23 protein-coding genes and 1 riboswitch are annotated in these 26,177 nt (G+C 43.2%); of the genes, 21 read left to right on the top strand and 2 right to left on the bottom strand.

All coding sequences use genetic code 11. The features are described from left to right. The first annotated feature begins 101 nt into the window (after positions 1 to 101). The 4 genes from NST39_RS18805 to cydC are packed head-to-tail and all read left to right on the top strand — an operon-like array spanning position 102 to position 5,979. Positions 102 to 1,517 (top strand): cytochrome ubiquinol oxidase subunit I, encoded by a 1,416-nt coding sequence (locus tag NST39_RS18805; RefSeq protein ID WP_341029799.1) that lies wholly within the window; start codon positions 102 to 104, stop codon positions 1,515 to 1,517. Further along, on the top strand, positions 1,504 to 2,520 hold the full coding sequence (gene cydB / locus NST39_RS18800; RefSeq protein WP_065099259.1) for a cytochrome d ubiquinol oxidase subunit II: 1,017 nt from the start codon (positions 1,504 to 1,506) through the stop codon (positions 2,518 to 2,520). The genes NST39_RS18805 and cydB overlap by 14 nt, the downstream gene beginning before the upstream one ends. Next, complete coding sequence (cydD, locus tag NST39_RS18795) at positions 2,520 to 4,256, top strand: thiol reductant ABC exporter subunit CydD (RefSeq protein WP_341029797.1); 1,737 nt, start codon at positions 2,520 to 2,522, stop codon at positions 4,254 to 4,256. The genes cydB and cydD overlap by 1 nt, the downstream gene beginning before the upstream one ends. Continuing rightward, complete coding sequence (cydC, locus tag NST39_RS18790) at positions 4,246 to 5,979, top strand: thiol reductant ABC exporter subunit CydC (protein ID WP_341029795.1); 1,734 nt, start codon at positions 4,246 to 4,248, stop codon at positions 5,977 to 5,979. Before cydD ends, cydC begins: the two co-directional genes overlap by 11 nt. 57 nt (positions 5,980 to 6,036) lie before the next feature. Here cydC and NST39_RS18785 read toward each other — a convergent pair whose 3' ends face one another. Beyond that, a complete protein-coding gene (locus NST39_RS18785; protein ID WP_044140379.1) occupies positions 6,037 to 7,074 on the bottom strand; it encodes a pectate lyase family protein in 1,038 nt (345 codons plus the stop codon). A gap of 474 nt (positions 7,075 to 7,548) precedes the next feature. On the opposite strand from NST39_RS18785, the gene sigY reads away from it, so the two are divergent. From sigY to NST39_RS18720, 13 genes are all read left to right on the top strand, one after another. Then, positions 7,549 to 8,082 (top strand): RNA polymerase sigma factor SigY, encoded by a 534-nt coding sequence (gene sigY, locus NST39_RS18780; protein WP_106066959.1) that lies wholly within the window; start codon positions 7,549 to 7,551, stop codon positions 8,080 to 8,082. Further along, a complete protein-coding gene (locus NST39_RS18775; RefSeq protein ID WP_341029793.1) occupies positions 8,079 to 8,390 on the top strand; it encodes a YxlC family protein in 312 nt (103 codons plus the stop codon). Before sigY ends, NST39_RS18775 begins: the two co-directional genes overlap by 4 nt. Beyond that, the gene (locus NST39_RS18770) at positions 8,387 to 8,599 is read left to right on the top strand and encodes a hypothetical protein (protein ID WP_044140285.1); all 213 of its coding nucleotides are present in this window, start codon (positions 8,387 to 8,389) and stop codon (positions 8,597 to 8,599) included. Before NST39_RS18775 ends, NST39_RS18770 begins: the two co-directional genes overlap by 4 nt. A gap of 307 nt (positions 8,600 to 8,906) precedes the next feature. Beyond that, complete coding sequence (gene gdhA / locus NST39_RS18765; protein WP_341029792.1) at positions 8,907 to 10,277, top strand: NADP-specific glutamate dehydrogenase; 1,371 nt, start codon at positions 8,907 to 8,909, stop codon at positions 10,275 to 10,277. 83 nt (positions 10,278 to 10,360) lie between these two features. After that, positions 10,361 to 10,474, top strand: a complete 114-nt coding sequence (locus NST39_RS18760) for a hypothetical protein (protein WP_003214702.1) — start codon at positions 10,361 to 10,363, stop codon at positions 10,472 to 10,474. A gap of 126 nt (positions 10,475 to 10,600) precedes the next feature. Continuing rightward, on the top strand, positions 10,601 to 11,983 hold the full coding sequence (locus tag NST39_RS18755) for a copper amine oxidase (RefSeq protein WP_341029790.1): 1,383 nt from the start codon (positions 10,601 to 10,603) through the stop codon (positions 11,981 to 11,983). A gap of 76 nt (positions 11,984 to 12,059) precedes the next feature. Next, complete coding sequence (locus NST39_RS18750) at positions 12,060 to 12,674, top strand: class F sortase (protein WP_341029788.1); 615 nt, start codon at positions 12,060 to 12,062, stop codon at positions 12,672 to 12,674. Between the two features lie 237 nt (positions 12,675 to 12,911). Then, complete coding sequence (locus tag NST39_RS18745; protein ID WP_341029787.1) at positions 12,912 to 14,855, top strand: BglG family transcription antiterminator; 1,944 nt, start codon at positions 12,912 to 12,914, stop codon at positions 14,853 to 14,855. Between the two features lie 122 nt (positions 14,856 to 14,977). Further along, positions 14,978 to 15,283, top strand: coding sequence for a PTS sugar transporter subunit IIB (locus NST39_RS18740; RefSeq protein ID WP_065097760.1), 306 nt, complete (start codon positions 14,978 to 14,980; stop codon positions 15,281 to 15,283). A gap of 14 nt (positions 15,284 to 15,297) precedes the next feature. Next, positions 15,298 to 16,647, top strand: coding sequence for a PTS cellobiose transporter subunit IIC (gene celB, locus NST39_RS18735; RefSeq protein WP_341029782.1), 1,350 nt, complete (start codon positions 15,298 to 15,300; stop codon positions 16,645 to 16,647). Between the two features lie 26 nt (positions 16,648 to 16,673). Continuing rightward, positions 16,674 to 17,000 carry a PTS lactose/cellobiose transporter subunit IIA gene (locus NST39_RS18730; RefSeq protein WP_003215078.1) on the top strand — a complete coding sequence of 109 codons (327 nt, stop codon included), beginning with the start codon at positions 16,674 to 16,676 and terminating at the stop codon, positions 16,998 to 17,000. Beyond that, positions 16,997 to 18,325, top strand: coding sequence for a 6-phospho-beta-glucosidase (locus NST39_RS18725; RefSeq protein ID WP_341029780.1), 1,329 nt, complete (start codon positions 16,997 to 16,999; stop codon positions 18,323 to 18,325). The genes NST39_RS18730 and NST39_RS18725 overlap by 4 nt, the downstream gene beginning before the upstream one ends. A 118-nt stretch (positions 18,326 to 18,443) precedes the next feature. Next, entirely contained in the window at positions 18,444 to 18,842 is a 399-nt protein-coding gene (locus NST39_RS18720; RefSeq protein ID WP_113767874.1) for a hypothetical protein, read from the top strand. A gap of 316 nt (positions 18,843 to 19,158) precedes the next feature. Here NST39_RS18720 and NST39_RS18715 read toward each other — a convergent pair whose 3' ends face one another. Further along, on the bottom strand, positions 19,159 to 20,250 hold the full coding sequence (locus NST39_RS18715; protein ID WP_003215056.1) for a branched-chain amino acid aminotransferase: 1,092 nt from the start codon (positions 20,248 to 20,250) through the stop codon (positions 19,159 to 19,161). A gap of 368 nt (positions 20,251 to 20,618) precedes the next feature. Between NST39_RS18715 and NST39_RS18710 the strand changes: the two genes are divergently transcribed. The 4 genes from NST39_RS18710 (at position 20,619) to NST39_RS18695 (ending at position 26,137) form a co-directional block, all read left to right on the top strand. Continuing rightward, positions 20,619 to 22,046, top strand: a complete 1,428-nt coding sequence (locus NST39_RS18710) for a right-handed parallel beta-helix repeat-containing protein (RefSeq protein ID WP_341029776.1) — start codon at positions 20,619 to 20,621, stop codon at positions 22,044 to 22,046. A 116-nt stretch (positions 22,047 to 22,162) separates the two neighbouring features. Continuing rightward, positions 22,163 to 22,272, top strand: a riboswitch (SAM riboswitch). Positions 22,273 to 22,442: 170 nt separating this feature from the next. Beyond that, entirely contained in the window at positions 22,443 to 23,561 is a 1,119-nt protein-coding gene (locus tag NST39_RS18705) for a sugar ABC transporter substrate-binding protein (protein ID WP_268507074.1), read from the top strand. 69 nt (positions 23,562 to 23,630) lie between these two features. Further along, a complete protein-coding gene (locus NST39_RS18700; protein WP_341029773.1) occupies positions 23,631 to 25,127 on the top strand; it encodes a sugar ABC transporter ATP-binding protein in 1,497 nt (498 codons plus the stop codon). Next, complete coding sequence (locus NST39_RS18695; protein WP_341029772.1) at positions 25,124 to 26,137, top strand: ABC transporter permease; 1,014 nt, start codon at positions 25,124 to 25,126, stop codon at positions 26,135 to 26,137. Before NST39_RS18700 ends, NST39_RS18695 begins: the two co-directional genes overlap by 4 nt. The last annotated feature ends 40 nt before the right edge of the window (positions 26,138 to 26,177 follow it).

Below are 26,177 nucleotides of genomic sequence, written 5' to 3'. Positions count from 1 at the left end.
TCATTTGTGAATCATTGAACAAATATTGAACATTTTGTGAAATGGTGAGCATAGATGTTTCGAATCATTCGGCATGTGAAAGTAAGGGAGGATGTAAGGCTGTGAGTGAGCTGTTTTTAGCAAGATTTCAATTTGCTTCAACGACATTATTTCATTTTATTTTTGTTCCTATGTCAATAGGTTTAGTGTTTATCGTTGCATTGATGCAGACCCTTTATGTCGTCAAGAAAAAAGAGATTTATAAAAAGATGGCGAAGTTTTGGGGTCATCTATTCTTACTCAATTTTGCAGTAGGTGTGGTGACAGGGATTCTCCAGGAATTCCAGTTTGGGATGAACTGGTCAGATTATTCGAGGTTTGTCGGTGATGTATTTGGTGCACCGCTTGCCATTGAAGCACTGCTAGCCTTTTTCCTTGAATCTACATTTATTGGACTTTGGATATTCGGCTGGGATCGTCTGCCGAAGAAGATTCATTTATTGTGTATTTGGCTTGTTTCCCTTGGTACGATCTTTTCGGCGTTTTGGATTTTACTCGCCAACTCATTTATGCAAGAGCCAGTTGGATTTGTGATAAAAAATGGCCGTGCAGAAATGAATGACTTTGGCGCTCTTGTAACGAACCCGCAGCTTTGGGTTGAATTCCCACACGTTCTGTTTGGTGCACTTGCAACAGGTGCTTTCTTTATTGCAGGTGTTAGTGCCTATAAAATGATCAAAAAACAAGAAGTAGCTTTCTTTAAAAAATCTTTCCAAATTACTATGATACTTGCTTTAATTGCTGGCTTAGGTGTGGCGTTCTCTGGACATGACCAAGCAAAGCATTTAATGAAAGCACAGCCGATGAAGATGGCAGCAAGTGAAGCCCTTTGGAAGGATAGTGGAGATCCAGCGGCTTGGACACTATTTGCCAATATTGATACAGATAAAAAAGAAAACTCTGCGGAGATCAATATTCCGTTTGCTTTAAGTTACTTGGCTTATTCGAAGTTTAGTGGAGATGTGCCAGGCATGCTGACTCTTCAAAAAGAATATGAAGCAAAGTTTGGTCCTGGAGACTACATTCCGCCAGTAAAAACAACCTTTTGGAGCTTTAGAATCATGGTTGGTGCCGGCATGCTGATGATTTTTGCCAGTTTGATTGGCTTGTACTTGAGCTTTAGAAAGAAACTCGAAACGAACAAATGGTTTTTACGCTTCATGGTAGGGATGATTGCATTCCCGTTTATTGCGAACTCAGCTGGCTGGATCATGACTGAAATTGGGCGTCAGCCGTGGACGGTCTTTGGGATGATGACGACGGCTCAATCGATTTCGCCAAACGTATCGTACGGCATGCTGTTATTCTCAGTCATTAGCTTTACGACGATGTATCTGATTCTTGCCATCTTGCTTGCCTACCTATTCATTCGAGAAATTAAAAAAGGTGCACATTCGGAAGAGGATAAAGATCAAAAGGATGAAACGGACCTGTCTACAGATCCATTTGATGGAGGCGCATATCATGGCATATCTTAACGAGATTTGGTTTATTCTTGTCGCAGTATTGTTTGTTGGATTTTTCTTCTTAGAAGGATTTGATTTTGGTGTTGGGATGTCCATGCAGTTGCTTGGAAAGGATGCGCACGAACGCCGCATTTTAATTAACACGATTGGTCCTTTCTGGGATGCGAATGAGGTCTGGCTGATTACAGCTGGGGGCGCTATTTTCGCTGCTTTCCCTCACTGGTATGCCACGATGTTCAGTGGATACTATATACCGTTTGCGGTTCTCCTTTTAGCACTCATCGGGCGCGGGGTCGCCTTTGAATTCCGAGGGAAGGTTGAAAAAGCCTCTTGGATCAAAGCATGGGATTGGGTAATCTTCTTTGGCAGTCTGCTGCCGCCGTTTTTACTCGGTGTGCTATTCACAAGTATTTTACGCGGGATGCCAATTGATCAAGACATGAACATGTACGCTGGTTTTACGGATTTTGTGAACCTTTATTCAGTGATTGGCGGGTTAGCTGTAACGGTTCTTTGCCTTTTGCACGGATTGATTTTCGTCACACTTCGTACAGAGGGTGATTTAAGAGATCGTGCGAGAAAGCTTGGCAAGCGTGTCCTGCTGATTGTGCTGCCAGTTCTTGTCCTATTTGTTGGTGTATCTATCATGGAAACGGACATTTATACGGTACGCCCAATCATCACCATTCCGTTAACTGTCCTCATTGTGGTTTGTTACGTAGCGGCTCTATTCTTTATGAAAAAAGAACGTGATGGCTGGACATTCCTATTCACAGGTGCGGGAATCATGGTGACAGTGACGATGCTGTTCACTGCATTGTTCCCGCGCGTCATGATTAGCTCAATCAACCATACGTTTGATCTGACCATTCAAAACGCTGCATCTGGATCTTATTCACTGACGGTCATGACGATTGTTGCCATTTCTTTGCTGCCCTTTGTGCTTGGGTATCAAATTTGGAGCTATTACGTCTTCCGTAAACGTGTAAGCGGTAAGGAGCCAATGACCTACTAATGGATAAACGTTTGCTTCAATTAAAAGGAATGAGAGGGCTTCTTGCCCTCTTAGGTATTGTGTCACTCATCCAAGGAGCAAGTATTATTTTCCAAGCACAGTGGCTGGCACATGCCATTACTACGCTGTTTGACGGGAAAAGCCTTTCGCAGGCAACGCCTTATGTCCTGCTGTTTCTTGCTGCCTTTCTGGTGCGGCACGGTCTCACCTTGATTCGGGAGAAGGTTATGTTTACCTACTCTTCCCGAATTGGAGCAGACGTCAGAAAACAGCTGTTAGACCAACTCTTTCGTTTAGGTCCAGCTTTCACAAAGAAAAAGGGTACAGGAAAGCTTGTCACTTTAGCGATGGAGGGAATTGCTCAATATCGTCAGTATTTACAGCTATTTTTACCGAAAATGGTGAACATGGCTGTGATACCGGCAATGGTCCTCATCTATGTTTGGACATTAGACGAAACATCTGCCGTCATTTTAATCGTGACGCTGCCGATTTTAATTGTCTTTATGATTTTGCTAGGTCTTGTCGCTCAGCGTAAAGCGGCCAAACAATGGAGATCGTATGAGAAATTATCCAATCATTTTACTGATTCTCTCCGCGGCCTTGAAACGCTTCGTTACTTAGGCATTAGCAAAAAACATTCCCGCAATATCGGAGAAGTGTCAAAGCGATATCGAAAGGCGACAATGAGCACGCTGAAGGTTGCATTTCTTTCATCATTTGCGCTTGATTTCTTTTCCATGTTGTCGATTGCAACCGTCGCTGTCTTTCTTGGCTTGCGATTAATTGAAGGGGAGCTTCTGTTATTGCCGGCTTTGACGGCGCTCATGCTAGCACCGGAATATTTCCTGCCAGTACGTGAAGTGGGAAATGATTATCATGCCACGCTAAATGGAAAAGAAGCGAATGAAGCGATGCAGGTCATTTTAGAAGAAAAGGGCTTTCGCACGCAGGAGACACAATCAGTGCAGTTGAACGAGTGGAATGAACAGTCTGCGCTCACCCTGCAAAATGTAAGTGTCCAGCATGACGAACATGCCCCTTATTCGATTCAGGATGTAGATCTCACTGTCAAAGGGAAGAAGAAAATCGGAATCATTGGTGCCAGTGGTTCAGGGAAATCGACGTTAACCGATGTGCTCGGCGGCTTTGTTGAACCGACCTCAGGTCAAATCACGCTAAACGGCCAGCCGCTTGTTCATTTACAGATGAAGGAATGGCAAAAGGAAGTCGTCTATATGCCGCAGCACCCTTATTTATTTCACATGACATTAAGAGAAAACATTCGTTTTTATGAACCACATGCAACAGATGAAGATGTGGAAAGAGCTGCCAGTGAAGCTGGCTTATCTCAGCTCGTGGCGCAGCTGCCGAATGGTCTCGATGAGGTCATTGGAGAACAGGGAAGAGGGCTAAGCGGCGGACAGGCACAAAGAATTGCGCTTGCGCGAACGGTGCTGGGCAAGCGGTCCATTATGCTGTTAGATGAACCAACGGCGCATCTCGATATTGAGACAGAGTATGAATTGAAGAAAACAATGCTTCCACTGTTCGAAGATAAACTTGTGTTCTTAGCGACACATAGGCTCCATTGGATGCCAGACATGGATGAGATCATTGTCATGGATCAAGGAACGATTGCGGAAATGGGTACACATGAATCATTAATGCGAAGAAAAGGCGTGTATTATCAATTGGTACAGGAGCAAATGGGGGCGGTCACACATGGTAAGTAAAGGCTGGTTTATACCTTATATCAAGGAGAATCAAAAGCTGTTTGCGCTGGTTTTATTTCTAGGGGCAATTGCAGTATTCTCTGCTTCTATGCTGATGTATACGTCAGGATTTCTCATTTCAAAAGCTGCCACAAGACCTGAGAATATACTGATGGTCTACGTCCCAATTGTAGCTGTCCGTACCTTTGGTATTTCACGCTCAGCTGCCCGCTATGCAGAAAGATTGGCGAGCCACCAGCTCATTTTGACCATGATTGAAAAAATGCGTGTCCGCCTATATGACATGGCTGAACGAAGTGCGAAACAGACAAAGCTGGGTACAGGTGAAATGCTGGGGCTCTTGTCAGATGATGTTGAGAGACTGCAGGATGCCTATTTAAAAACCATCTTTCCATCTATCGGTGCGCTGCTTTTATATGCCGCATCCATTGGGGCACTTGGTCTATTCTCGTGGCCTTTTGCTGGCTTGATGCTGCTTTATATGGCACTTCTCGTGTTTGTTTTCCCATACGTCACCGTGGTGGTGAACCGGGCGAGACAAATTCAAATGAAAAAAGGCAGAAATGAACTGTACAGCCATTTAACAGATGCCGTCATGGGCGTGAGTGACTGGTTGTTTAGCGGTAGGCAGAAAGATTTTGTTGATGAATATGAACAGAAAGAAGCGCAGCTATTAGCGCTTGAAGCAGCTAAGCATCGGTTTATCCGTCTGCGCCAGTTTTTTGCACAGCTTATCATTGGAGGAGCTGTCGTGCTTGTCGTGTATTGGAGCGGTTCAGTTGTTCAGTCAGGATCGATGTCACACACCCTGATTGCAGCCTTCGTGCTTGTGCTATTTCCGTTAACAGAAGCCTTTCTTCCACTCTCAGATGCAGCAGGTGATATTCCAGTCTATCAGCATGCTGTCAGCAGATTACATCATTATGAAAAACTTTCGTATGAAGGAGAATCTGAGCGCAAGACAGTGGATCAGTCAGCTGTTTCTCAAGGTGAAGCTGTTTCTTTTGATCAAGTGTCCTTTGGGTATGATTCGCATCAACACGTGCTAAAGCATCTGTCGTTTTCATTGAAGCAAGGAGAATCGCTTGCTCTCTTAGGAAAAAGTGGTGCAGGAAAATCGACTATTTTGAAATTGTTAGAAGGAGCTGTCGTGCCAAATCAAGGAGCTGTCAGTATCCAGGGGAAACCGGTCGAAAGCATTCGAGAGAACGTGTCCACCTATGTGTCAGTGCTCAATCAACAGCCGTATTTATTCGATACCTCTGTTTTAAACAATATTCGCTTAGGCTCTCCAGATGCGACAGAAGAGCAAGTAAAAGAAGCAGCGAGACAAGTGCAGCTGCACGATACCATCGAATCTTTGCCAGAGGGTTATCACACCGGTGTTCAGGAGACAGGTATTCGTTTCTCAGGTGGAGAAAGACAACGGATGGCGTTAGCACGGATTTTGTTGCAAAACACACCGGTTGTTGTATTAGATGAGCCCACCGTCGGACTTGATCCACGCACAGAGCGTGAGCTGCTTGAAACCATTTTCCGTGTGTTAAAAGGAAAAACGGTCATTTGGATTACCCATCATCTCACTGGCTGTGAGGCATGTGACCGCATTATATTTATTGAGGATGGACAAATTGAGATGCAGGGGGAGCATCAGGATTTACTGAAAGAAAACCCACGCTATCAAAAATTGTATGAGATGGATCGTCCGTTTTCTACAATATAAATAGATGAAATGACAAGAACGTTCGGACAGAGATTTCTGCCCGAACGTTTTGTGGTTTTAAGGGTTTACTTTTCCAACACCAGCATTTGATACCACTTCTGATTTGACATTGTTCACGTTAAGCAAAGAGTAGTTATAAGGAGGGTTGTACGTACCTGTAGAAGACGTTGGCAGACTGCCTGAGCTGTTAATATATGAGTTGTTGATGACATGCCATGTACCGACTTGACGGCTATCCCAGCTGCCGATCGCATTTTTTGTATTTTCAAATACGTTGTGCTCAATTCTCATTTTTGCGCCCATACGAGAGTTGATCGCTGTCGTATGGATACCTTTATAGTAGTTGTTATACACATGACCTTCCCCATAGCGCATAGATGGTACACGGGAATTCAGGTTTTCAAAACGGTTGTTGTGGAATGTGATTTTTCTGTTGTAGTTGTCGTTATCAGAGTTGCCCATGAGCATCGTTTTCCAGCTGTCATGAACATAGTTCCATGAGAAGGTAATATAATCGGAGTCATTTTTCACATCAAATAATCCATCATAATCATCTTTACCAGAGTTTAATGTATTGTACAGTTCATTATGGTCGACCCATACGTTTTTAGAAGCGCCTTCGATTCCGATGGCATCCTTGTCACCGATTTTGCTGTGATGGATTTTCAGGTTGCGGATGATGATGTTATTGGAACGCCATACTTTAATGCCGATTCCATTAAATTCACCTTTCGTGCCTTTGCCGACGATCGAGACATTGTTTGTATCTTTCACATCGATTTTATTGGCAGATGTATTAGAAGGAGTAATCGTCCCGTCGACAACAATTTTTAATTTTTCGTTTGTTCCTTTACTTTTGAGGGCAGCCAATAGTTCATTTCCAGTTTTGACTGTGACGGTTTTACCGCCTTCACCGCCTGTTGTACCACCATTTAATGTGGAGAATCCTTGTTGATTAAAATTGGCCATAATAGAAGGGCTTTCGGGATACTTTGCTGCCGCTTTTGCCTCCCCATTAGGTGCAAATAATGAAGTCACGAGACCAACCGCTAACACACCAGCTAACATTGGAACTTTTTTCTTCAAAGTCAACATCTCCATTCAATTTTGTTTTAATGTAAACGTTTCCAAAAATAAGCTGCAATTCAACTGCTCCTCCTTTCTTCGCCAGTATTGCCTTTTTCGGAATGTAGGAAGAGCATAGCATGCAAAAAGGTATCATCGGCTAAGAATTGGCGCTGTGTATTCCATGATTTTCTAGAAAACTAAGGCCATGATTATTTTATTTTCGTCTAAATGAGACAAGGATCATTGACGATAGGTATTGGGATAACCTAGTGATTATGGGGGAGAGCATCTCCGCTTGATAGAAAATCAGAACGCATCATTTTATTAGAGACGAAAGAATGTCATAATCATTACATAAGAAAAAACTGGGTATTTAATGCTTCAAATACTGGATCAACAGGGAGAAAAGCAGACAAGCTAAAAAAATAAAACCTATTTTGAACGATATCGTTATACGTGTCGTCTCATGAATAAGAGAAGAAAAAGGAAGGAGGGGTGTGTTTGGAGCAGACAGAAGAGACATTATTGATTCAGCGGGCAAAACAGGGGGATGATGCTGCATTTACAGCCCTATATCGTCATCATTATTCCTTTCTTTACCGTTATATAATGAAGCTCACCCTTCAACAAGAGCTTGCAGAAGAAATCATGCAAGAAACGATGCTGAAAGCGCACATGAAACTCTCTTCATTTAGAGGAGATTCCTTATTTTCAACATGGCTCATATCCATTGCATCTAGACAATTTTTGGATCACCAGAAGAAAAGAAAACGTGAACAATTGAGGGAAGAAAAGGCGAATCAAGAGACGATACGCCGTTTTAAATGGGAGATTCAGCAAAAGGGACATACATGGCATGAGATGTGGGATGCTCTTAACGAATTGAAGGCTCAGGAGAGAGCGCCGATTATTTTGCACTATTATTATGGCTTTACTTATCCAGAGATTGCTTCAATGCTCGGGATGAGAGAAGGTACTGTGAAGTCGAGGGTTCATCATGGATTAAAGAAAATTCGAAAGGAGTGGTCTCAATGAAGGAAGATCAGTTCACCGAACGTTTAAAGGAAGAGTTGCAGCAGCTAGATGAACAAATTGAAGTGAAAGAGCCAAGTGAACAGGCTGTCATGATGATGCTGAAGCAGGCGAAGGAACGAGAGAAAAGGCGTTTTAAACAAGAAGTACTGGCGTACGTTCTCATCAGTCTGACCATTCTGGCACTATTTGTCGCTGCCATCACCCATTTGCCTATCATCTTCATTCTACTTCAAGTAGTGAGTGTGCCGCTCTGCGTCGTTGTCGGCATCAAGGAATATCAACATATTAAAGGAGGGTCTTCCTTATGAGTCAGTCGGAGATGATCATCTTATTGTGCGCATTGCCGTTACTATTTGCGCAGGGCCTTCTTTTATTTATGGATGCAAAGAAAAGAGGGCGTTATAAGTGGTTTTGGGGCATTGTCGGTTTAATTAACTTCCCATCGTCTTCTATTTTATATTGGCTTTGTGTCGTGTACCCTGATCGAAAAAAAGAGGAGAAGATCCGAAAAGATTGAGCAGACGGCCTATAAAACTTTAGGCCTTTTTTTCTTGTTGAAGATCAACTAGAAATCATTCATGGTTCATCTAATTGTCAAAGAGTGCGGGATATATAACGTCTAAATCATGATTTCTAGCTCAATAGTCATTCTGTAAGAGATACTTTCTAAAAACGATTGCGGCGGCTGCTTGATCCATCTCAAATCGGCATCATTTTCATCTGTTATCAGTATTGATCCGTTTTTACAAATGGTGTTAAATTAATCTCAATATGCGTTAGAAAATCTAACAGGATAAAAGATATACAAAGGAGGCAGATGAGACATGTTGACCTTAGATCGAGCAGCACAAACAGCACAAAGCTACATCGACCGTGTGTTAGAAGAGATGGAAAAACGAAATCCTGGTGAGGAGGAATTTCAGCAAGCCGTAAGAGAAATTCTAGAATCACTCGTTCCCGTTTTTGCAAAGCATCCAGAGTATGAAAAACAAGGCATTTTAGAACGACTCATCGAGCCTGAGCGGCTTGTGGTATTTCGCGTACCATGGGTAGACGATGAGGGGAAAGTACAAGTCAATCGGGGATTCAGGGTTCAATTCAATAGTGCCATCGGACCTTATAAAGGAGGCATTCGTTTCCACCCATCTGTCAATGCAAGCATTATTAAGTTTTTAGGATTTGAACAAATCTTTAAAAACGCACTGACTGGTATGCCGATCGGTGGAGGAAAAGGTGGATCAGATTTTGATCCTAAGGGGAAATCGGATGGAGAAATCATGCGTTTCGTTCAAGGCTTTATGAGTGAGCTCAGTCGATATATTGGACCTGATCAAGATGTGCCAGCAGGTGATATTGGCGTAGGGGCACGCGAAATTGGCTATATGTTCGGGCAGTACAAGAAAATGCGTGGTGCTTATGAAGCAGGTGTGCTCACAGGGAAAAGCCCTGGATTTGGAGGCAGCTTAGCGAGAAAAGAAGCGACAGGCTATGGATTGGTGTACTTTATGGAAGAAATGTTAAAAGCACATGGACTTCAATTTGAAGGACGTTCAGTTGTCGTGTCCGGCTCAGGGAATGTGTCTATTTATGCGATGGAAAAGGTCATAGAGCTAGGTGGTAAGGTCGTTGCGTGCAGTGATTCAAGCGGAGCGATTTATGATCCACAAGGCATTTCACTTGAAACAGTGAAGCAGCTGAAGGAAGGAAGCAATCAACGGATTGGGGCATACATAGACATTCACCCGCATGCTGAATTGATTGAAGATTGCGAACAAATTTGGTCTGTTCCTTGTGACATTGCGCTTCCATGTGCAACGCAAAATGAAATATCTGAGATGCAGGCACAGCAGCTCGTGGAAAATGGTGTCATTGCGGTAGGAGAAGGAGCGAATATGCCTTCTACTCTAAAGGCAGTCAAAGTTTTTGAACAGAATGATATTCTATTCGCGCCGGCAAAAGCGGCGAATGCAGGCGGGGTAGGTGTCTCAGCGCTGGAAATGGCGCAAAATAGTGCAAGAATGTCTTGGACATTTGAGGAAGTAGATGATCAGCTGAAACAAATGATGCAGACGATTTATCGTCAGTGTACAGAGACAGCAGACGAATATGGACACTCTGGAAACTTAATAGTAGGAGCAAATATTGCAGGATTTCGCAAAGTGGCAGATGCGATGATCGCACAAGGCGTGATTTAACTCCTGCTCTCCCGCACCTGTTTATTTCATGCCAAGATGGGGAATCTTCCTTGTAAGAATGACAATAAGGAGGCGCGGGAGAAATGAAAAAATGGCTGAAACAAATTTTTAAATGGGCACCTGTGATTTATCCAGTGGTGAGAAAAATATATAAAGAGCGGAAAGCATCTAAACGTCGTAACGTATCAGCCGGATAATCCGGCTTTTTTTTATGCAAGCATGACCGATTGTGCGCTAAACAAAAAAAGATGATAGATTTGAATGATCCATTTCATGCTTCTTTCCGTTAAGTACATAACAAACGGAAAGAGGAGGAAAAACAGATGAACATGAAAAAAGCGATTTTAACCATTCCGCTTAGCGCAGCATTACTATTTCCGGCAGCTCATAGCGTAAGTGCACACGAAGGACATATGCATGGAGAGGCAAAGAAGACATCTTCGTCACAAGAGGTGTCAAACAAAGCAACCGATCTTCGCGCAGCACTAGACCAGCTATTTTCGAAGCATGCCTACTTAGCAGTCATCACAATGCAAAAGGGAATTGACGGCAGCAAAGATTTTAAACAAGCAGCGGCAGCGCTAAATGACAACACAAATGACTTATCGGAAGCCATCGCTTCTGTGTACGGGAAAAAAGCAGGGAAACAATTCAAAGACATTTGGTCAAGCCATATCGGCTACTTTGTTGATTATGTACAAGCAACCGCAAAGAAAGATGAGGCAGGTAAAAAGAAAGCAGTCAAGCAGCTTGACCAATATCGTATGAAACAAGCCGACATGCTCGATCAAGCAACAGGGGGGAGATTGAAAGCAAGTGAGCTTGAAGAAGGCTTGAAGATGCATGTGAATGAACTGCTAAAAGCGTTTGACAGCTACACAGAAAAGGATTTTGATACGACCTATGAAACCGTTAGAAAATCCATTCATCATATGTTTGAAGTCGGTAAAGGCGTATCGTGGGCGATCACAGATCAATTTCCTGGGAAATTTGATCATAAATCTGTCGATACACCAGCCGCAGATCTTCGTGAAGATTTAAACTACTTATTCTCAGAGCATTTGGCACTTGCGGTCGTTGCCATGCAAAAAGGAAATGATGGCAGCAAGGACTTTGATCAAGCAGCCGCAGCTTTGAACGAGAATACAAATGATTTATCTGATGCGATTGCATCTGTTTATGGTAAGGATGCAGGAAAACAATTCAAAGCCATTTGGTCAAGCCATATTGGTTACTTAGTTGATTATGTCAAAGCAGATGCATCAGGAGACAAAGAAGCGAAAGAAAAAGCTGTGAAAAACTTGGATGTATATCGGATGAAGCAAGCGAAATTTCTAGAGCAAGCGACAGATGGCCGTTTAAAGGCGGCGGATTTAGAAGCTGGTTTAAAAATGCATATTGATGAGCTGATCAAAACATATACGTCTTACCATAATGGTGAATATGATCAGCTTTATCCAACAGTGAGAGAGGCGTACGGTCATATGTTCATGGTCGGTCAAGATGTCGCAGCAGCGATTGTTGATCAGCATCCTGAACTATTCAAATCTAACATGCCTAACGAAATGCCGAAAACAGGTATGGGAGGCACAGCCGGTCCTTTAGGTATGTCATATGAAGCATTTGCGGGATTAATCGCAAGCTTGATCCTAGCTGGCGGTGCAATGGGTGCGTTCTTCCTAATTCGTCGTAAGACATCAAATTAAGCTCATATCAAAACAAAAGGGGGAACGGAACGTGCACAATCGTGCCGTTCCTTTCTTTCAAAGGAGGCAGACTGACTTGAAAAGGTGGCTGTTGGGGCTTCTGATGCTTCTTGTCATCACGGGCTGTGCATCAAAATCGATGGATGATTCGTCATCCGCTAAAACAACCTCATCTCCTGAAAAAATGACAACAAACCAAGCCACAAAACACTCTCATTCAAAAGCCATGTTAAAAGACGAACCGTCCGGTATTATCCCGGCTGAAATTGCGATTCCGGCGATTGATGTCAAAGTAAAAGTAGAGAAAACCACTTTATCAAAGGATGGCAGTATGGGCGTTCCAAAAAATACGGACAACACAGCTTGGTTTAAAGATGGTCCAAAGCCAGGAGATAAAGGAAATGCCGTCATGAATGGCCATGTTGATAATAAATGGGGACCTTCTGTTTTTTATCGATTAAAGGAGCTGAAAAAGGGAAACAAGGTAATCGTGACATCCTCATCAGGAAAAAAGCGAACCTTTGAAGTGATCAAAGTACAAAGCTATCCGCGTGAAGAAAAGCCACATGCGTTTTTCGGGTATGCTTTTACACGAAATCTCAATTTAATCACATGTACAGGGACGTTTGATCATGCAGCTGGGACTCATGAAAAAAGATTGGTTGTCTTTACCCAGCTAATCTCTTCATAAAAAAGGCGATGACACGAAGGTGTATCGCCTTTTTTTCATGGTTTCCAAACGCTCCTACAAAAAAATGCATAGGTCATTGGATATGGCTTGTTGTATAAATAGGGGCGTTTGTCATATAAATGAGATGGTAATTTTTATTTCTTTTCAGTAGAATATGAGTAATGAAGAGAACTGCAAGCGTATACACCTTGTCCAGACAAGGCAGATTCTCCACCCTTACATAAGGAGGCTGATCTGATGCTGAGTAAAAGACTGGCGCACATCTTAAGTCAGCTCATGGCAGCGGAGACCCCGCTCACAAGCGCTGCGCTTTCTGTCAGTTTACAAGTAACAAGCCGCACCGTTCGTACAGACATCAAGGAATTGAACGACCGTCTTACTCCTTATCAAGCGGCTGTAACAGCTGTTCGAGGAGCTGGTTATGAGCTGTTGATCAACGATGAGAATGCCTTTCGCCGTTTTATGAAAGAGGAGGTCGAACAGGAAGAGCCGCTGGCTGTTCTGCCAGAGGAGCGCGTTCGGTTTATTTTAAAAAAACTGCTTCTCGCAGAGTCTTATGTGAAACTGGAAGACTTACAGGAGCAGCTGTTTATTAGTAAATCGACGATGAGTAACGATATGAAATGGGTCAAACGCAAGCTTGGGCCCTTTGATCTGAAGCTGGAAGCGAAGCCGAATAAAGGCTGCCGGATCAAGGGATCGGAGATGAAAATTCGTTATTGTATGTCAGAATATTTATTCAGTGAACGCCGATCCTGCCAAACGATGCTGAACACGGCAGTCACCATTTTGCCAAAACATGAACTGGAATTGATTCAGAAAACAATCATTGATTATATCAATGAAGAACGAATGAATCTATCAGACATTTGCATGAATAATTTAATCGTTCATGTCGCGATTGCCTGCAAACGAATTAGACACGGAAACTATGTATCTGTTTTGCCAGAGGAAATCAATGAGATTCCACGGGCAAAGGAATACGAGATGGCTAAAAAAATGGTGGAATGCCTTGAAGGACTGCTGGACGTCTCTTTTCCACAAGAAGAGATCGTCTATATCGCCATTCATTTATTAGGAACAGCCAAAATGGTGCAGTCCTTTTCATCGAGCGCTCAAAAACAAATTGTGGATGATGACACGAGCCGTCTTGTCCAGCTGATGCTCCAAGCCGTTGATCAAAAGCTGCAGCTTGATTTAGCCGGTGATGCGGAATTAATGATTGGACTGAGTCTGCACTTAAAGCCAGCCATGACCCGGTGTAAATATGGGATGAACTTAAGAAATCCGATGCTTGATGAAATAAAGGCAGGGTATCCACTTGCCTTTGAAGCAGGAATTATCGCCAGCAGGGTCCTTGAAGAAGAGGAGGGGCTGAGTATTCATGAGAATGAAATCGGATATATGGCGCTTCATTTTGGTGCGGCTTTAGAGCGGAGGAAAATGGAGATTCCGCCGAAGCGATGTCTCATTGTCTGTGCATCTGGTGCAGGGAGTGCAAGGCTGCTTCAGGATCGTTTGCGGTCACAATTTGGGACTAAGCTGACCATTTTAGGAACAGCAGAGCTTTATTCGCTTCCGCAAGTCTCTTTACATGCCATGGATTTGATTATTACAACGGTCCCGATTCAGATGGATTTACCGATTCCAGTCATACAAGTGAACACCATTTTGGGAGGCGGCGACTTTTTAAAAATTGAAGAAGCCCTGACGAGTGAAACAAGAGTGACACTGGCCTCTCAATATATGAAAAAGGAATTGGTCTTTACAAAACGCGCCTTTCAAACAAAGGAAGAGGTCATCACTTTTCTCACGAAACAAGTCATCGATATGGGATTAGCACCAGCAGAGCTTACACCTTCTGTGATGGAAAGAGAAGAGGCTGCTCCTACATCCTTCGGGCATTATACAGCCATTCCGCACCCGATGACGCCGCTGACAGAAGAGACATTTTGGGCGATCTGTTCATTAGAAAAACCGATCATATGGGGAGAGAAAAAAGTTCAATTTGTTTGCTTGCTTTGTGTCGAAAAAGAGAATGCCAAAGATTTAAAAGGGATGTACCGTCTGCTGGGCGAGCTTGTGCACAATGTGAAATTCATTCAGCATCTCATCGCCTGTGATACATTTGAAGACATGCTCGATATCATGTATAAAAAGGCCCCTTCGTACAAGAACTAACAATGTGATCTTAACTTTTTCCGCTTCCTAAAGGAAAAAGTATAGGTGTTTATGAAAGCGGTTTCATAATATGATGAATGTGTAAAGAAAAGCTACACACTTTCAAAAGGGGGCGTTTACACATGAACATCTTATTGGTATGTGCAGCAGGCATGTCAACAAGCTTACTAGTCACAAAAATGGAGAAAAGCGCACAAGAACAAGGAAAAGACTATCGTATTTGGGCAGTATCTGGAGATTCAGCAAAAAGTCATATTGATCAAGCCGATGTGCTTTTATTAGGACCACAGGTTCGATATTTATTACCACAAATGAAAAAGCTCGGAGAAGAAAAAGGGATTCCAGTCGACGTCATCAATACCGTGCATTACGGCGTATGTAATGGGGCTGAGGTTTTAAAATCTGCTGAACAGTTAATGAACGGATAAAGGGGGCGGAAGGGATGAATGGATTCAACCGATTTCTAGAAGAGAAGGTCATGCCGTTTGCAGGAAAGATTGCCGCTCAAAGACATTTACAAGCATTGCGTGACGGAATTGTTTTAACCATGCCTCTCATTATTGTCGGTTCACTGTTTCTCATTTTAGCCAACCTTCCGATCCCAGGATACAGCGATTTTATGGCAAGTATCTTCGGAGCAGAATGGGCCACGAAACTATCCTATCCTGTTAATGCAACCTTTGACATTATGGCACTTGTTGCAACCTTCGGGATTGCCTACAGGCTTGCTGAAAAGTATGCAGTGGATGCTCTATCATCTGGTGCGATTGCTGTTGCAGCTTTCCTTTTGGCAACACCATATCAAGTTCCTTTCACACCTGAAGGCTCAACAGAAGCCATCTTAGTAGGTGGGGGAATTCCAGTTACATTGATGGGCAGTAAAGGGTTATTCGTTGCCATGATTATTGCCATGCTTTCAACTGAAATTTACCGATTCATTGTCCAGCGGAATATCGTCATTAGGATGCCTGATGGTGTACCGCCAGCAGTGAGTAAATCGTTTATCGCACTTATTCCAGGTTTTGTGGTCATCACGCTGATCTGGGTCGCAAGACTTGTGATTGAGATGACACCATTTGAGAGTATTCATAATATCATCACGGTCTTAATTGGCACACCGCTTTCCATTCTTGGTGGAAGCTTAGGCGGAAGTATTGTCGCCATTGGTGTGCAAATGCTCCTCTGGGCATGTGGTATTCACGGAGCAACCATTGTCGGCGGCGTCATGGGCCCAATTTGGCTCGGTGCAATGGATGAGAACCGTCTCGCATTCCAAGCAGGAGAAGTGCTGCCAAATATCTTCACAGCGCAGTTCTTTGAAATCTTCATCAATGTCGGCGGAAGCGGTGCAACGCTTGCCTTGGTGCTGACGATGATCTTACGTGCCAGAAGTAAACAAATGAAACAGCTTGGTCGACTTGCCATTGGGCCAGCCATCTTTAACATCAACGAACCGATCATCTTTGGAATGCCGATTGTCATGAACCCAATGCTTCTGATTCCGTTTATCCTTACGCCAATCATGATGGTCATGACCACATATATCGGAATGAGCACAGGGCTTGTCGCAAAACCGGCGGGAATTGCGGTCCCATGGACGATGCCGCCTATCATTTCAGGCTATCTAGCCACAGGAGGCAAAATCTCAGGTGCTGTCATGCAGCTGATTAACCTAGCGTTGTCATTCGCTTTATACTACCCATTCTTTAGAATGTGGGATAAGCAGAAATTAAAAGAAGAAAGTGAACTAGAAACAAAAGCAACAACTGATGAAAATGTCGTCAGCATGTAATAGAGGAAACAAGGGGGATGCGGCCGATGGAAATGGAACAAATTGTGTTTCAACTCATCTTACACGGCGGGAATGGCAGAAGCTCTGCGATGGAGGCCATTACATGTGCAAAGCAAGGAAACTTTGATGAGGCGAAGCAAAAATTGCAGGAAGCACAAGACGCGTTAAATGAGGCGCATCACGCACAGACAGAGCTGATCCAAGGAGAAATTAGAGGAGAAAAGACCGATATTAGCCTCTTAATGATTCATGCACAGGATCATCTCATGAACGCAATGACCGTCAAGGAGCTTGCAGCGGAAATCATCGAGCTCCATGAAAAAATGAAGCAACTCGGAGGTGTCAATTCATGAAAGATGGAATCAAAATTGTCACAATAGGCGGAGGATCGAGCTATACGCCTGAGCTTGTCGAAGGATTTATCAAACGATATCATGAATTGCCTGTAAAGGAATTATGGCTCGTGGATATTGAAGCAGGTCAGGAAAAGTTAAACATCGTGGGTGCTCTCGCGAAACGCATGGTTGAAAAAGCCGGGCTGCCGATTGAGGTACACCTGACGCTTGACCGCCGGGAAGCCCTGAAGGACGCAGATTTCGTGACAACACAATTTCGTGTAGGACTGCTGGAAGCACGGGCTAAGGATGAGAGAATCCCACTTAAATATGGCGTCATCGGTCAGGAAACGAACGGACCAGGCGGCTTATTTAAAGGCCTTCGAACCATCCCAGTCATTCTAGACATCGTGAAGGATATGGAAGAGCTTTGTCCAAATGCATGGCTTGTGAACTTTACAAATCCAGCCGGCATGGTCACAGAAGCTGTGCTGCGTTACACAAATCTAAAAAAAGTAGTCGGTCTATGCAATGTCCCAATTGGGATAAAAATGGGGATTGCCAAGGCGCTTGATGTGGATGTTGAACGGGTCGAGGTACAGTTTGCCGGCCTCAATCACATGGTCTATGGATTAGACGTGTATTTAGACGGGGTCAGCATTATGGATCAAGTACTCGATGAATTAGGAAATCCGAATAGTCAGTGGTCTATGAAGAACATTGAAGCGAAAAACTGGGAACCTTCTTTTGTAAAAGGCTTAGGAGTGATCCCATGTCCGTATCATCGCTATTACTATAAAACAAAAGATATGCTGGAAGAAGAGCAAAAAGCGGCCCAAGAAAAAGGAACAAGAGCAGAGGTTGTCCAGCAGGTCGAGTACGAATTATTTGAGCTCTATAAAGATCCTGATTTATCGATTAAACCACCGCAGCTCGAAAAAAGAGGCGGGGCGTACTACAGTGATGCGGCATGTAACTTAATCAGCTCCATCTATAATGATAAGCATGACATCCAACCAGTCAATACAGTGAACAGAGGGGCGATTGCCAGCATTCCGGCTGAATCAGCGGTTGAAGTGAACTGTATTATTACGAAGGACGGACCAAAACCAATCGCGACGGGTGATCTGCCTGTAGCTGTGAGAGGGCTCGTTCAACAAATCAAATCATTCGAGCGTGTGGCAGCAGAAGCGGCAGTCACAGGAGATTACGAGACGGCTCTTGTAGCGATGACGATCAATCCGCTTGTCCCATCTGACGAAATTGCAAAGCAAATTTTAGATGAAATGCTCGAAGCGCATCGTGAATATTTACCGCAATTCTTCAAATCAGTCAAAGCGTAAAACAAAATGGCCCCTTTATGGGGTCGTTTTTTTATCATTGCCCCATATGGAAATTCAAGAAAGAAGTGTATGATATAAAAAACAGCATGTATGGCTTCAAAGAAAGGACGGTTTGAGTATGGTTGCAATTGGTTTAATGCTTTACGGCTTTATCGTTCAACCTCTGTTGAGTTATGGCACAGTGGTCTTGTTTTTGTATGGAATCATCGCTTCATTTATTGGTCTTATTCGTCATAGACAGTATGTGTGGATTTATGTTCTCCGCCTGCTCGTTTGTTTTACCATTCCAGTAACCAACCTGTTGATGTATTTCGCAACGATTGGTGGAGATGAAAGAGACTTTGATTTCCAGCCGATGCCGTTTGTTTATTATCTTGTCTTTATCCTAGAAATCATCATCGTCTTTTTACCAGAGATCTTTTTACTGATCGAAAGAAAGCGGAGCATCAAAGGGAAACAGTGGATATATGCAGGGGCGATTGTGGGTGTATCGATCTTGTTTTGGTGCACAATTTGATGGAAGGCTGACTGGACATCTAAGTCTATTTCGCCTTTTTGTTGCGTAACCTTTTTCGTCTAACCTTTACAAAAGTAATAGAAAGAACAAAGATAGAAATTCCGAGAAACTTAAATAGAAACCGGGTGTGGAACGGTGAATCGTCGAAACCTGTAGCGATGATGATCGATCCGATGCAAAGACCAAAGAACGCTAGTAGATAAGTAAAAAACATACCATCACTCCTTATTATACGTGTGATTACCATTATAAGGTATATCAGAGGGTAAATAAACAAAAAAAGAACCCTTCATGATTGAAAGGTTCTTTTACATGCTTAAGCTTGTTTGACGACCGAATCGACTTCTACTGTCCAGCCGAAGATATCTGGTTGTGTTCCTTTTTGAATACCCGTAATGGCTTCATACAATTTCTTCGATACTTCACCTGTTTGACCATCTTGAATCACATATGGCTGATCGTGATAAATTAATTCCCCGACAGGAGAGATGACGGCCGCTGTTCCAGTTCCAAAGATTTCTTCAAGCTCACCTGATTGATGTGCTTCAATTAACTCATCAATCGAAATTTTACGCTCTGTCACTGGAATTCCCCAGTGTTTTAATAGCTCAAGTACAGAGTTACGTGTGATGCCTTCTAAAATGCTGCCGTTCAATTCAGGCGTCACGATTTCTCCATTGATTTTAAAGAAAATATTCATACTCCCGACTTCTTCAATGTACTTTTTCTCAACTCCATCAAGCCAAAGAACTTGTGAAAAACCTTTCGTTTCAGCAACTTGCTGTGCCTTGAGGCTTGAGGCGTAGTTTCCAGCTGTTTTGGCATTTCCTGTTCCGCCTTTAACGGCACGGACAAATTCGTTTTCAACGGCAATTTTGACCGGATGGATGCCTTCTTTATAGTAAGACCCCACTGGAGATAGGATAATAAGCAGCTTATACGTGCTTGACGGCGCAACGCCTAAATACGGCTCAGTGGAAATAATGAATGGACGGATATACAAGGAAGTGCCCTCTGCATCAGGTACCCAATCCTTATCAATGCGAATGAGTTCATTTAAGCCCTCTAAAACCGTTTCTGTATCAATTTGAGGGATGCACAGGCGGTCATTGGATCTGTTTAAGCGTTCCATGTTCTTTTCCGGACGGAACAAGAGAATTTTCTGATCCTCAGAAACATAAGCCTTCAAGCCTTCAAAAACAGATTGCCCATAATGGTAGACCATCGAAGCTGGGTCCATTGGAATGGCCTGATAAGGGATAATTCTTGGATCATACCAGCCTTGATCAATGGAATAATCCATCACAAACATGTGATCTGTGAAGATTTTTCCGAATTCAAGTTGATCAGATTGAGGTTTTGGTTTTTTTGTTGAACTAAGTTCAACGCGGATGGGTTGTTTTGGCATCGTAAATCTCCTTGCTGTTTGATTATTTGAAAATTCTAATAATATGAAATAATTATGATTCTATTCTATACCTTCACAAAATATTAGCAATAGGTTTTCTGGAATTCAGACAAGAAAAATCTGTTAAAGCGCTTTCCTTCTCTCTGCCGTCAGTCTGCCTCATGTCACCCCTTTTTAATAAAGAAATAAAATCCAAATACATTATTAACTGATTAATCTGACAATTTAAAAGCGGATAAATTTCCTGTAAGATATTCTTTCAACCATACACCTTTTGACCGGTACATTGCAAGGGGCATTGTCATATTTTAATCCTCTTTTTTTTAACCGATAAAGAAAGAAGAGAAGTGAAAGGAGCAAACAACAAGATGAAACGAGCGATACCAGGCATTTTACTTATTTTATTCATGACCGTGATCAGCTTCGGTTGTCAAGCGATGACGGAGGAGGCTGGCGCCAAGCAGGGAACTGCCTATTACGTGGCGACAAACGGAAACGACAAAAACCAAGGAACGAAGCAAAAACCTTTTCGCACGCTGAAAAAAGCGGCAAGTATGGCGAAAGCCGGGGCAACCATTTATGTTAGAGGCGGCACATACAAAGAGAAATTGATTGTCCGCCATTCAGGGACAAAGAAAGCACCTGTTATCTTTCAAGCTTACGGAAAAGAAAAACCTGTCATTAGCGGGGCTTCACTAAAAGGAAATCAAGCAGATGGCGGTCTTGTCACGATCGATCAAAAAAGTTACATTACCCTCAAAGGTCTGACGGTGGGACATCTCAAGACGAATAAGGAAGATCTGACCCCAGTCGGTATTTTCATCAAAGGAAGCGGGAAAGGCGTCAAACTTCTCAACAACCGAGTGTATGACATTCAGACGATACACAAAAATGGGAATGCGCACGGTATTGCGGTCTATGGAACAAAAGCTCCTGCGGCCATTGAAGACATTGAAATCAAAGGGAATACTGTTGAAAAATTAAAGCTGGGCTTCAGTGAAGCGCTTGTGCTGAATGGGAACGTCAAAAAGTTCCGTGTGACACATAACACCGTCCGCCACACTGATAATATAGGCATTGATTTAATTGGTTTTGAGAACGTAGCACCTTCTAAAAAGTACGATCAAGTCAGAAATGGTGTTGTATCTAGAAACAAAGTGTATGAGATTACGAGTGTAGGAAATCCAGCCTATGGCAAAGACATCTCTGCTGGTGGAATTTATGTGGATGGCGGGAAGGACATTGTGATTGATCATAACATCACACATCATAATGACCTAGGGATTGAAGTCACAAGTGAACATAAAGGAAAAATGGCAGATCGTATTCGCATTGAACACAATCAAGTGTATTTGAACCGTTATACAGGCATTTCAATTGGCGGTTATGATAAAAAGCGAGGCGGAACAACAAATACGACGATCTCACATAATATTTTATACAAAAATGACACAGCCGGCTTAGAAGGCGGTCAATTGTTGATGCAATATCAAGCCGTGAACAATCGAATCACGAACAATATCATGACAGCGAGTACCTCGCATTACTTAGTCGTGAATCTTTATGGAGTAAATCAAAAGAATACCTTCCAGAAGAACGTGTATGACGACCGCAAAGGTGCGAAAGCATCACAGTGGGTATGGCGCGGGAAATGGATGGAAGGTTACAAAACGTATCTCTCTAAAAGCGGCCAAGATAAAGGATCAGCACACCTCAATCCACAATTTGTGAGTGAGAAAAAATATGATTTTCGCCTGAAGAAATCATCACCTGCTAAGAAAATCATCGGAAGTTAAGTATGTCTGAGCCACAAACTCATTGTTTTAAATTTTCAAAAAAATCATTGACATTAATGTGACATCACATTAAAGTAAAGAAGACATTTCAACGAAAACAAAATTTCATAACGGATCTCTTATCAAGAGAGGCAGAGGGACTGGCCCTATGACGCCCGGCAACCGTTTCTACTATAGAAATTGGTGCTAATTCCTGCAAAGCTGTGACAGCTTTGACAGATAAGAGAGGAAGAATTCCCGATACATGTTTCATGCAACGGTGATCAAGCCTCTCTTTCCAAGAGAGGCTTTTTTTTCGTCTCTTTTTCAAATGGGAGAACAGTTTACTGGCGTTTTCCCACATTTTTACCTAGTTTTCCGATGTGAAAAATAAAAACAACTTGAGGAGGAACAGCAATGAAGCGTAAGTATTTTACATCTTGTTTTATATTATTAACGGTATTGACCGTCCTATTAACAGGCTGCGGCACTGGATCAAGTGCAGGCTCAAAGGCAAATACGAACGAAAAGGTCTCCTTTGACAATGTACCGAAGCGATTTGCAAAGGGACAGGGAGCCAAAATTAAAGTCATCCGTAAAATCGGAGGAGATGATCATACAGCGCAGTTTTTAGCTGGGACGAAGGCAGAAGGTGAAGCGCTTGGCTTTACGGTAGATGTCTACACCGCAAATGGAGATACAGCGAAGTTCCATGACGCGATCTCTCAGGCGCTGGAAGAAAATTATGATGGTTTTATCATCTCTCATGGGGACGACGAGGCGACCGTCGCTGACGTGAAAAAGATCACAGCGAAGGGCATTCCAGTCGTAGCGTTCGATTCAAATCCTAAGCTGAAGGACATCAAAGGGGTCACAGTGACGTCTCAAGATGACGAACAATTAGCGAAAAAATCACTAGACGCACTCGTGTCTAATTTTAAAGGAACAGCAAATATTGCGTACCTCTGGGTAGATGGATTCCCGCCAATGGTGAGACGAAACAAGGTCTATCAAGAAACGCTCAAACAACATTCAGGGATCAAGGAACTTGACCGCTTTGGTATTGCCTCCTCTGATACGTCTGTTCAAACACAAAATGCAGTAGCAGCGATGCTGAATAAATATCCAAAGGGTAAACTTGATGCTATTTTTGCCACGTGGGATGCCTTTGCCATTGGCGCAGCAAGAGCGCTAAAGGAAGCAGGAAGAACAGAAGTGAAGATTTATGGGATTGATGTGTCAAATGCTGATCTTCAAGAAATGACAGCAAAAGACAGTCCATGGAAGTACACAGCAGCGGTTGATCCGAAGCTTATTGGCGCAGTTGACGTGAGAATTCTTGCGAAGAAAATAGCGGGTGAGAAAACCCCGTCTTCCTATGACCTTGAGGCCTCTCTCATCTCACAAAAACAGCTTCAACAATCAGGAAAGGCCATCAATATGGTCAATCTTGCAGACGAAGTGAAGGGGTTCGGTTCATCGACTGCCTTTGAAGAAGATTGGATGAAGACCTTGAAGAAGCATTATTCAAAATAAACGCCGTGCACTCTCTTCTATAGAGGGTGTTTCGTTTTTCAGATGATGATCATGAGAAGGAGGACATCTATGACTTCGCCGCTAGTTTGTATGAAACATATTTCGATTGAATTCCCAGGAGTAAAAGCGTTAGATCAAGTGAATTTCACATTAAAAAAAGGGACAGTTCATGCACTGATTGGAGCGAATGGTGCTGGGAAGTCCACGTTAATGAAAGTTCTTTCTGGCGCTCATTCGCACTATGAAGGAAGCATCCAAATCAATGGTCAGGCGGCATCGATCCAAACCCCAAAGGATGCGGCCTCATATGGTGTGCAGACGGTTCATCAAGAAGTGGACACAGCTCTCGTTCCCTACTTAAGTGTTGGTGAGAATATGATGATACATCAGATTGAGAAAAAAACATTTGTCGACTGGAAAGAGCTGCACCGTAAGGCAGCTCAACGATTAAAAGAACTGGACATCGACATCTCCACAAAACGCCTTGTGAGTGATCTAACCCTTGCGGAAAAACAGATGGTGCTCATCGCCAAGGCCGTTTCAATTAAATGTAGAATTTTAATTTTAGATGAACCAACGGCCCCGCTAAGTCATACAGAAACAAACAAGTTATTTTCAATGATTGACCGGCTGAAACAGAATGGAACGGGCATTGTGTTTATCTCTCATCGTATGCCTGAAATTTTCACCATTTGTGATGAACTGACAGTGATGCGAAATGGAACCGATGTCGCAGCTCATCTTGTTCAAAATACAGATCCGCAGCAGATCATTGAAGAAATGCTTGGTGCGCCATTAGAGGAGCAATTCCCGCCTCGTACACCGTTGATGGATGCACCTATTGCCCTTGAAGTGAAGCAGCTAAACGACCAGCATAAATTACGCAATATTCATCTTCATGTGAAAAAGGGTGAAATTCTCGGAATTGCAGGCCTTGTCGGTGCTGGAAAAACGGAATTGTGTAAAGCCCTTTTCGGCGCCTCAGAAAAAACGACGGGGACTGTACAGCTTCATGGTCAAACTGTTCATATCGCATCGCCTCATCAAGCCGTGAGAGCTGGAATGGCCCTTGTGCCAGAAGAACGGAGAAAGGAAGGGATCCTGACGGAAGAGAGCGTGGGGTGGAACTTAACGGCCGCAAGTCTTCGTTCATTCTCAAGCGTGTTCAGCTTCTTACATCGTTCGAAGGAAAAGCGGGAAGCAGACGAAATCGTCAAACGACTTGGCGTCAAAACCCCATCTCTTGAAGCAAAGGTGAAGCATCTATCCGGTGGAAATCAACAGAAGATTGCCATTGGAAAATGGCTGCTGGCTGAAGCGGATGTCTATCTCTTTGATGAACCGACTAAAGGTGTTGATGTTGGAGCGAAAAAAGATATTTTCACGCTGATTGCAGAGCTTGCCGCCCGCGGGAAATCTGTGATTTATGCGTCAAGTGAGCTGTCGGAGATTGCAGGGATCGCAGACCGAGTCTATGTGCTGTATGATGGCAGCATTGCCCGGGAAATGACTGCCCCAACGACTGAGGCAGAGCTTTTATATCATTCAACAGGAGGACAATCATGAGTGAACAACAAATTCCAGCCCCTGTGCAGCAAACGAAAAAACAGCGGCCATCCTTTCATCTATTTGATTTCTTTTATCGATATGGCACGATCTTAACCATTGTTGTATTGATTGTGGTATTTGCGGCAGCGAATCCAGCGTTTTTGCAATCAGGGAATATCATCAATATTTTACGGTCTATCTCCATTGTGACCATTATTGCGGTGGGCCTTACCATCTCCTTGGCAGTCAACGGCTTTGATCTATCAGTCGGATCAGTCGCAACGTTATCGAATGCAATCGTGATTTCTATGTTTGTGTGGTTTTCGCAAAACCCGCTGATTGCAATCCTCTCTGCGCTAGCGGCTGCCCTTATTGTTGGTTTACTTAATGCCTTGATGATTGTCAAAATGAAAATTCCAGATATGCTCATGACATTAGCCATGATGTTTATCATTCAAGGGCTGGCTCAGACGTATACGAAAGGGGCGACCATTTCTGAAAACATGGTGCTGCCTGACGGTACATTCTCAACGGGTACAATTCCTGCCTTTTTCAGCAAAATCGGACAGATGCCATATATCATTCTCTTAATGGCAGTGATTGTGCTATTTGCACATGTTTTCATGACCTACACAAAGCACGGACGATTTATGTACATCATTGGAGGGAATAAGGAAGCGGCTCGATTGTCCGGTATTCATGTGAATAAATATAAAATCGCGGCATATCTGCTTTCGGCTTTATTTGCAGCAATCGGCGGTATTGTGCTGGCATCAAGGGTGATGACAGCGGAAATAAATGCTGGCACACCTTATTTAATGGATGGCGTAGCGGCTGCTTTTATCGGTTTTTCCGTCATGGGAGCAGGAAAGCCAAATGCATTTGGTACGTTTATTGGGGCTGTGCTCATCGGAATTTTGCAAAATGGGCTTGTGATGATGTCTGTCCCTTATTATGCGATGGATATTGTGAAAGGCTCTGTACTCGCCCTTGCGCTGGCGTTGACATATTATAAACAGCGAGGCTGACGACGTATTTTTTAAAACCTTTCGAGTCCTGTCTCCGTCT

This window comes from Bacillus sp. FSL W8-0645 (genome assembly GCF_038007905.1).
GTDB lineage: Bacteria > Bacillota > Bacilli > Bacillales > Bacillaceae > Bacillus > Bacillus pumilus.
Note: the sequence above shows the minus strand (reverse complement) of the source record. Positions and strands in the feature narration are given on the sequence as shown.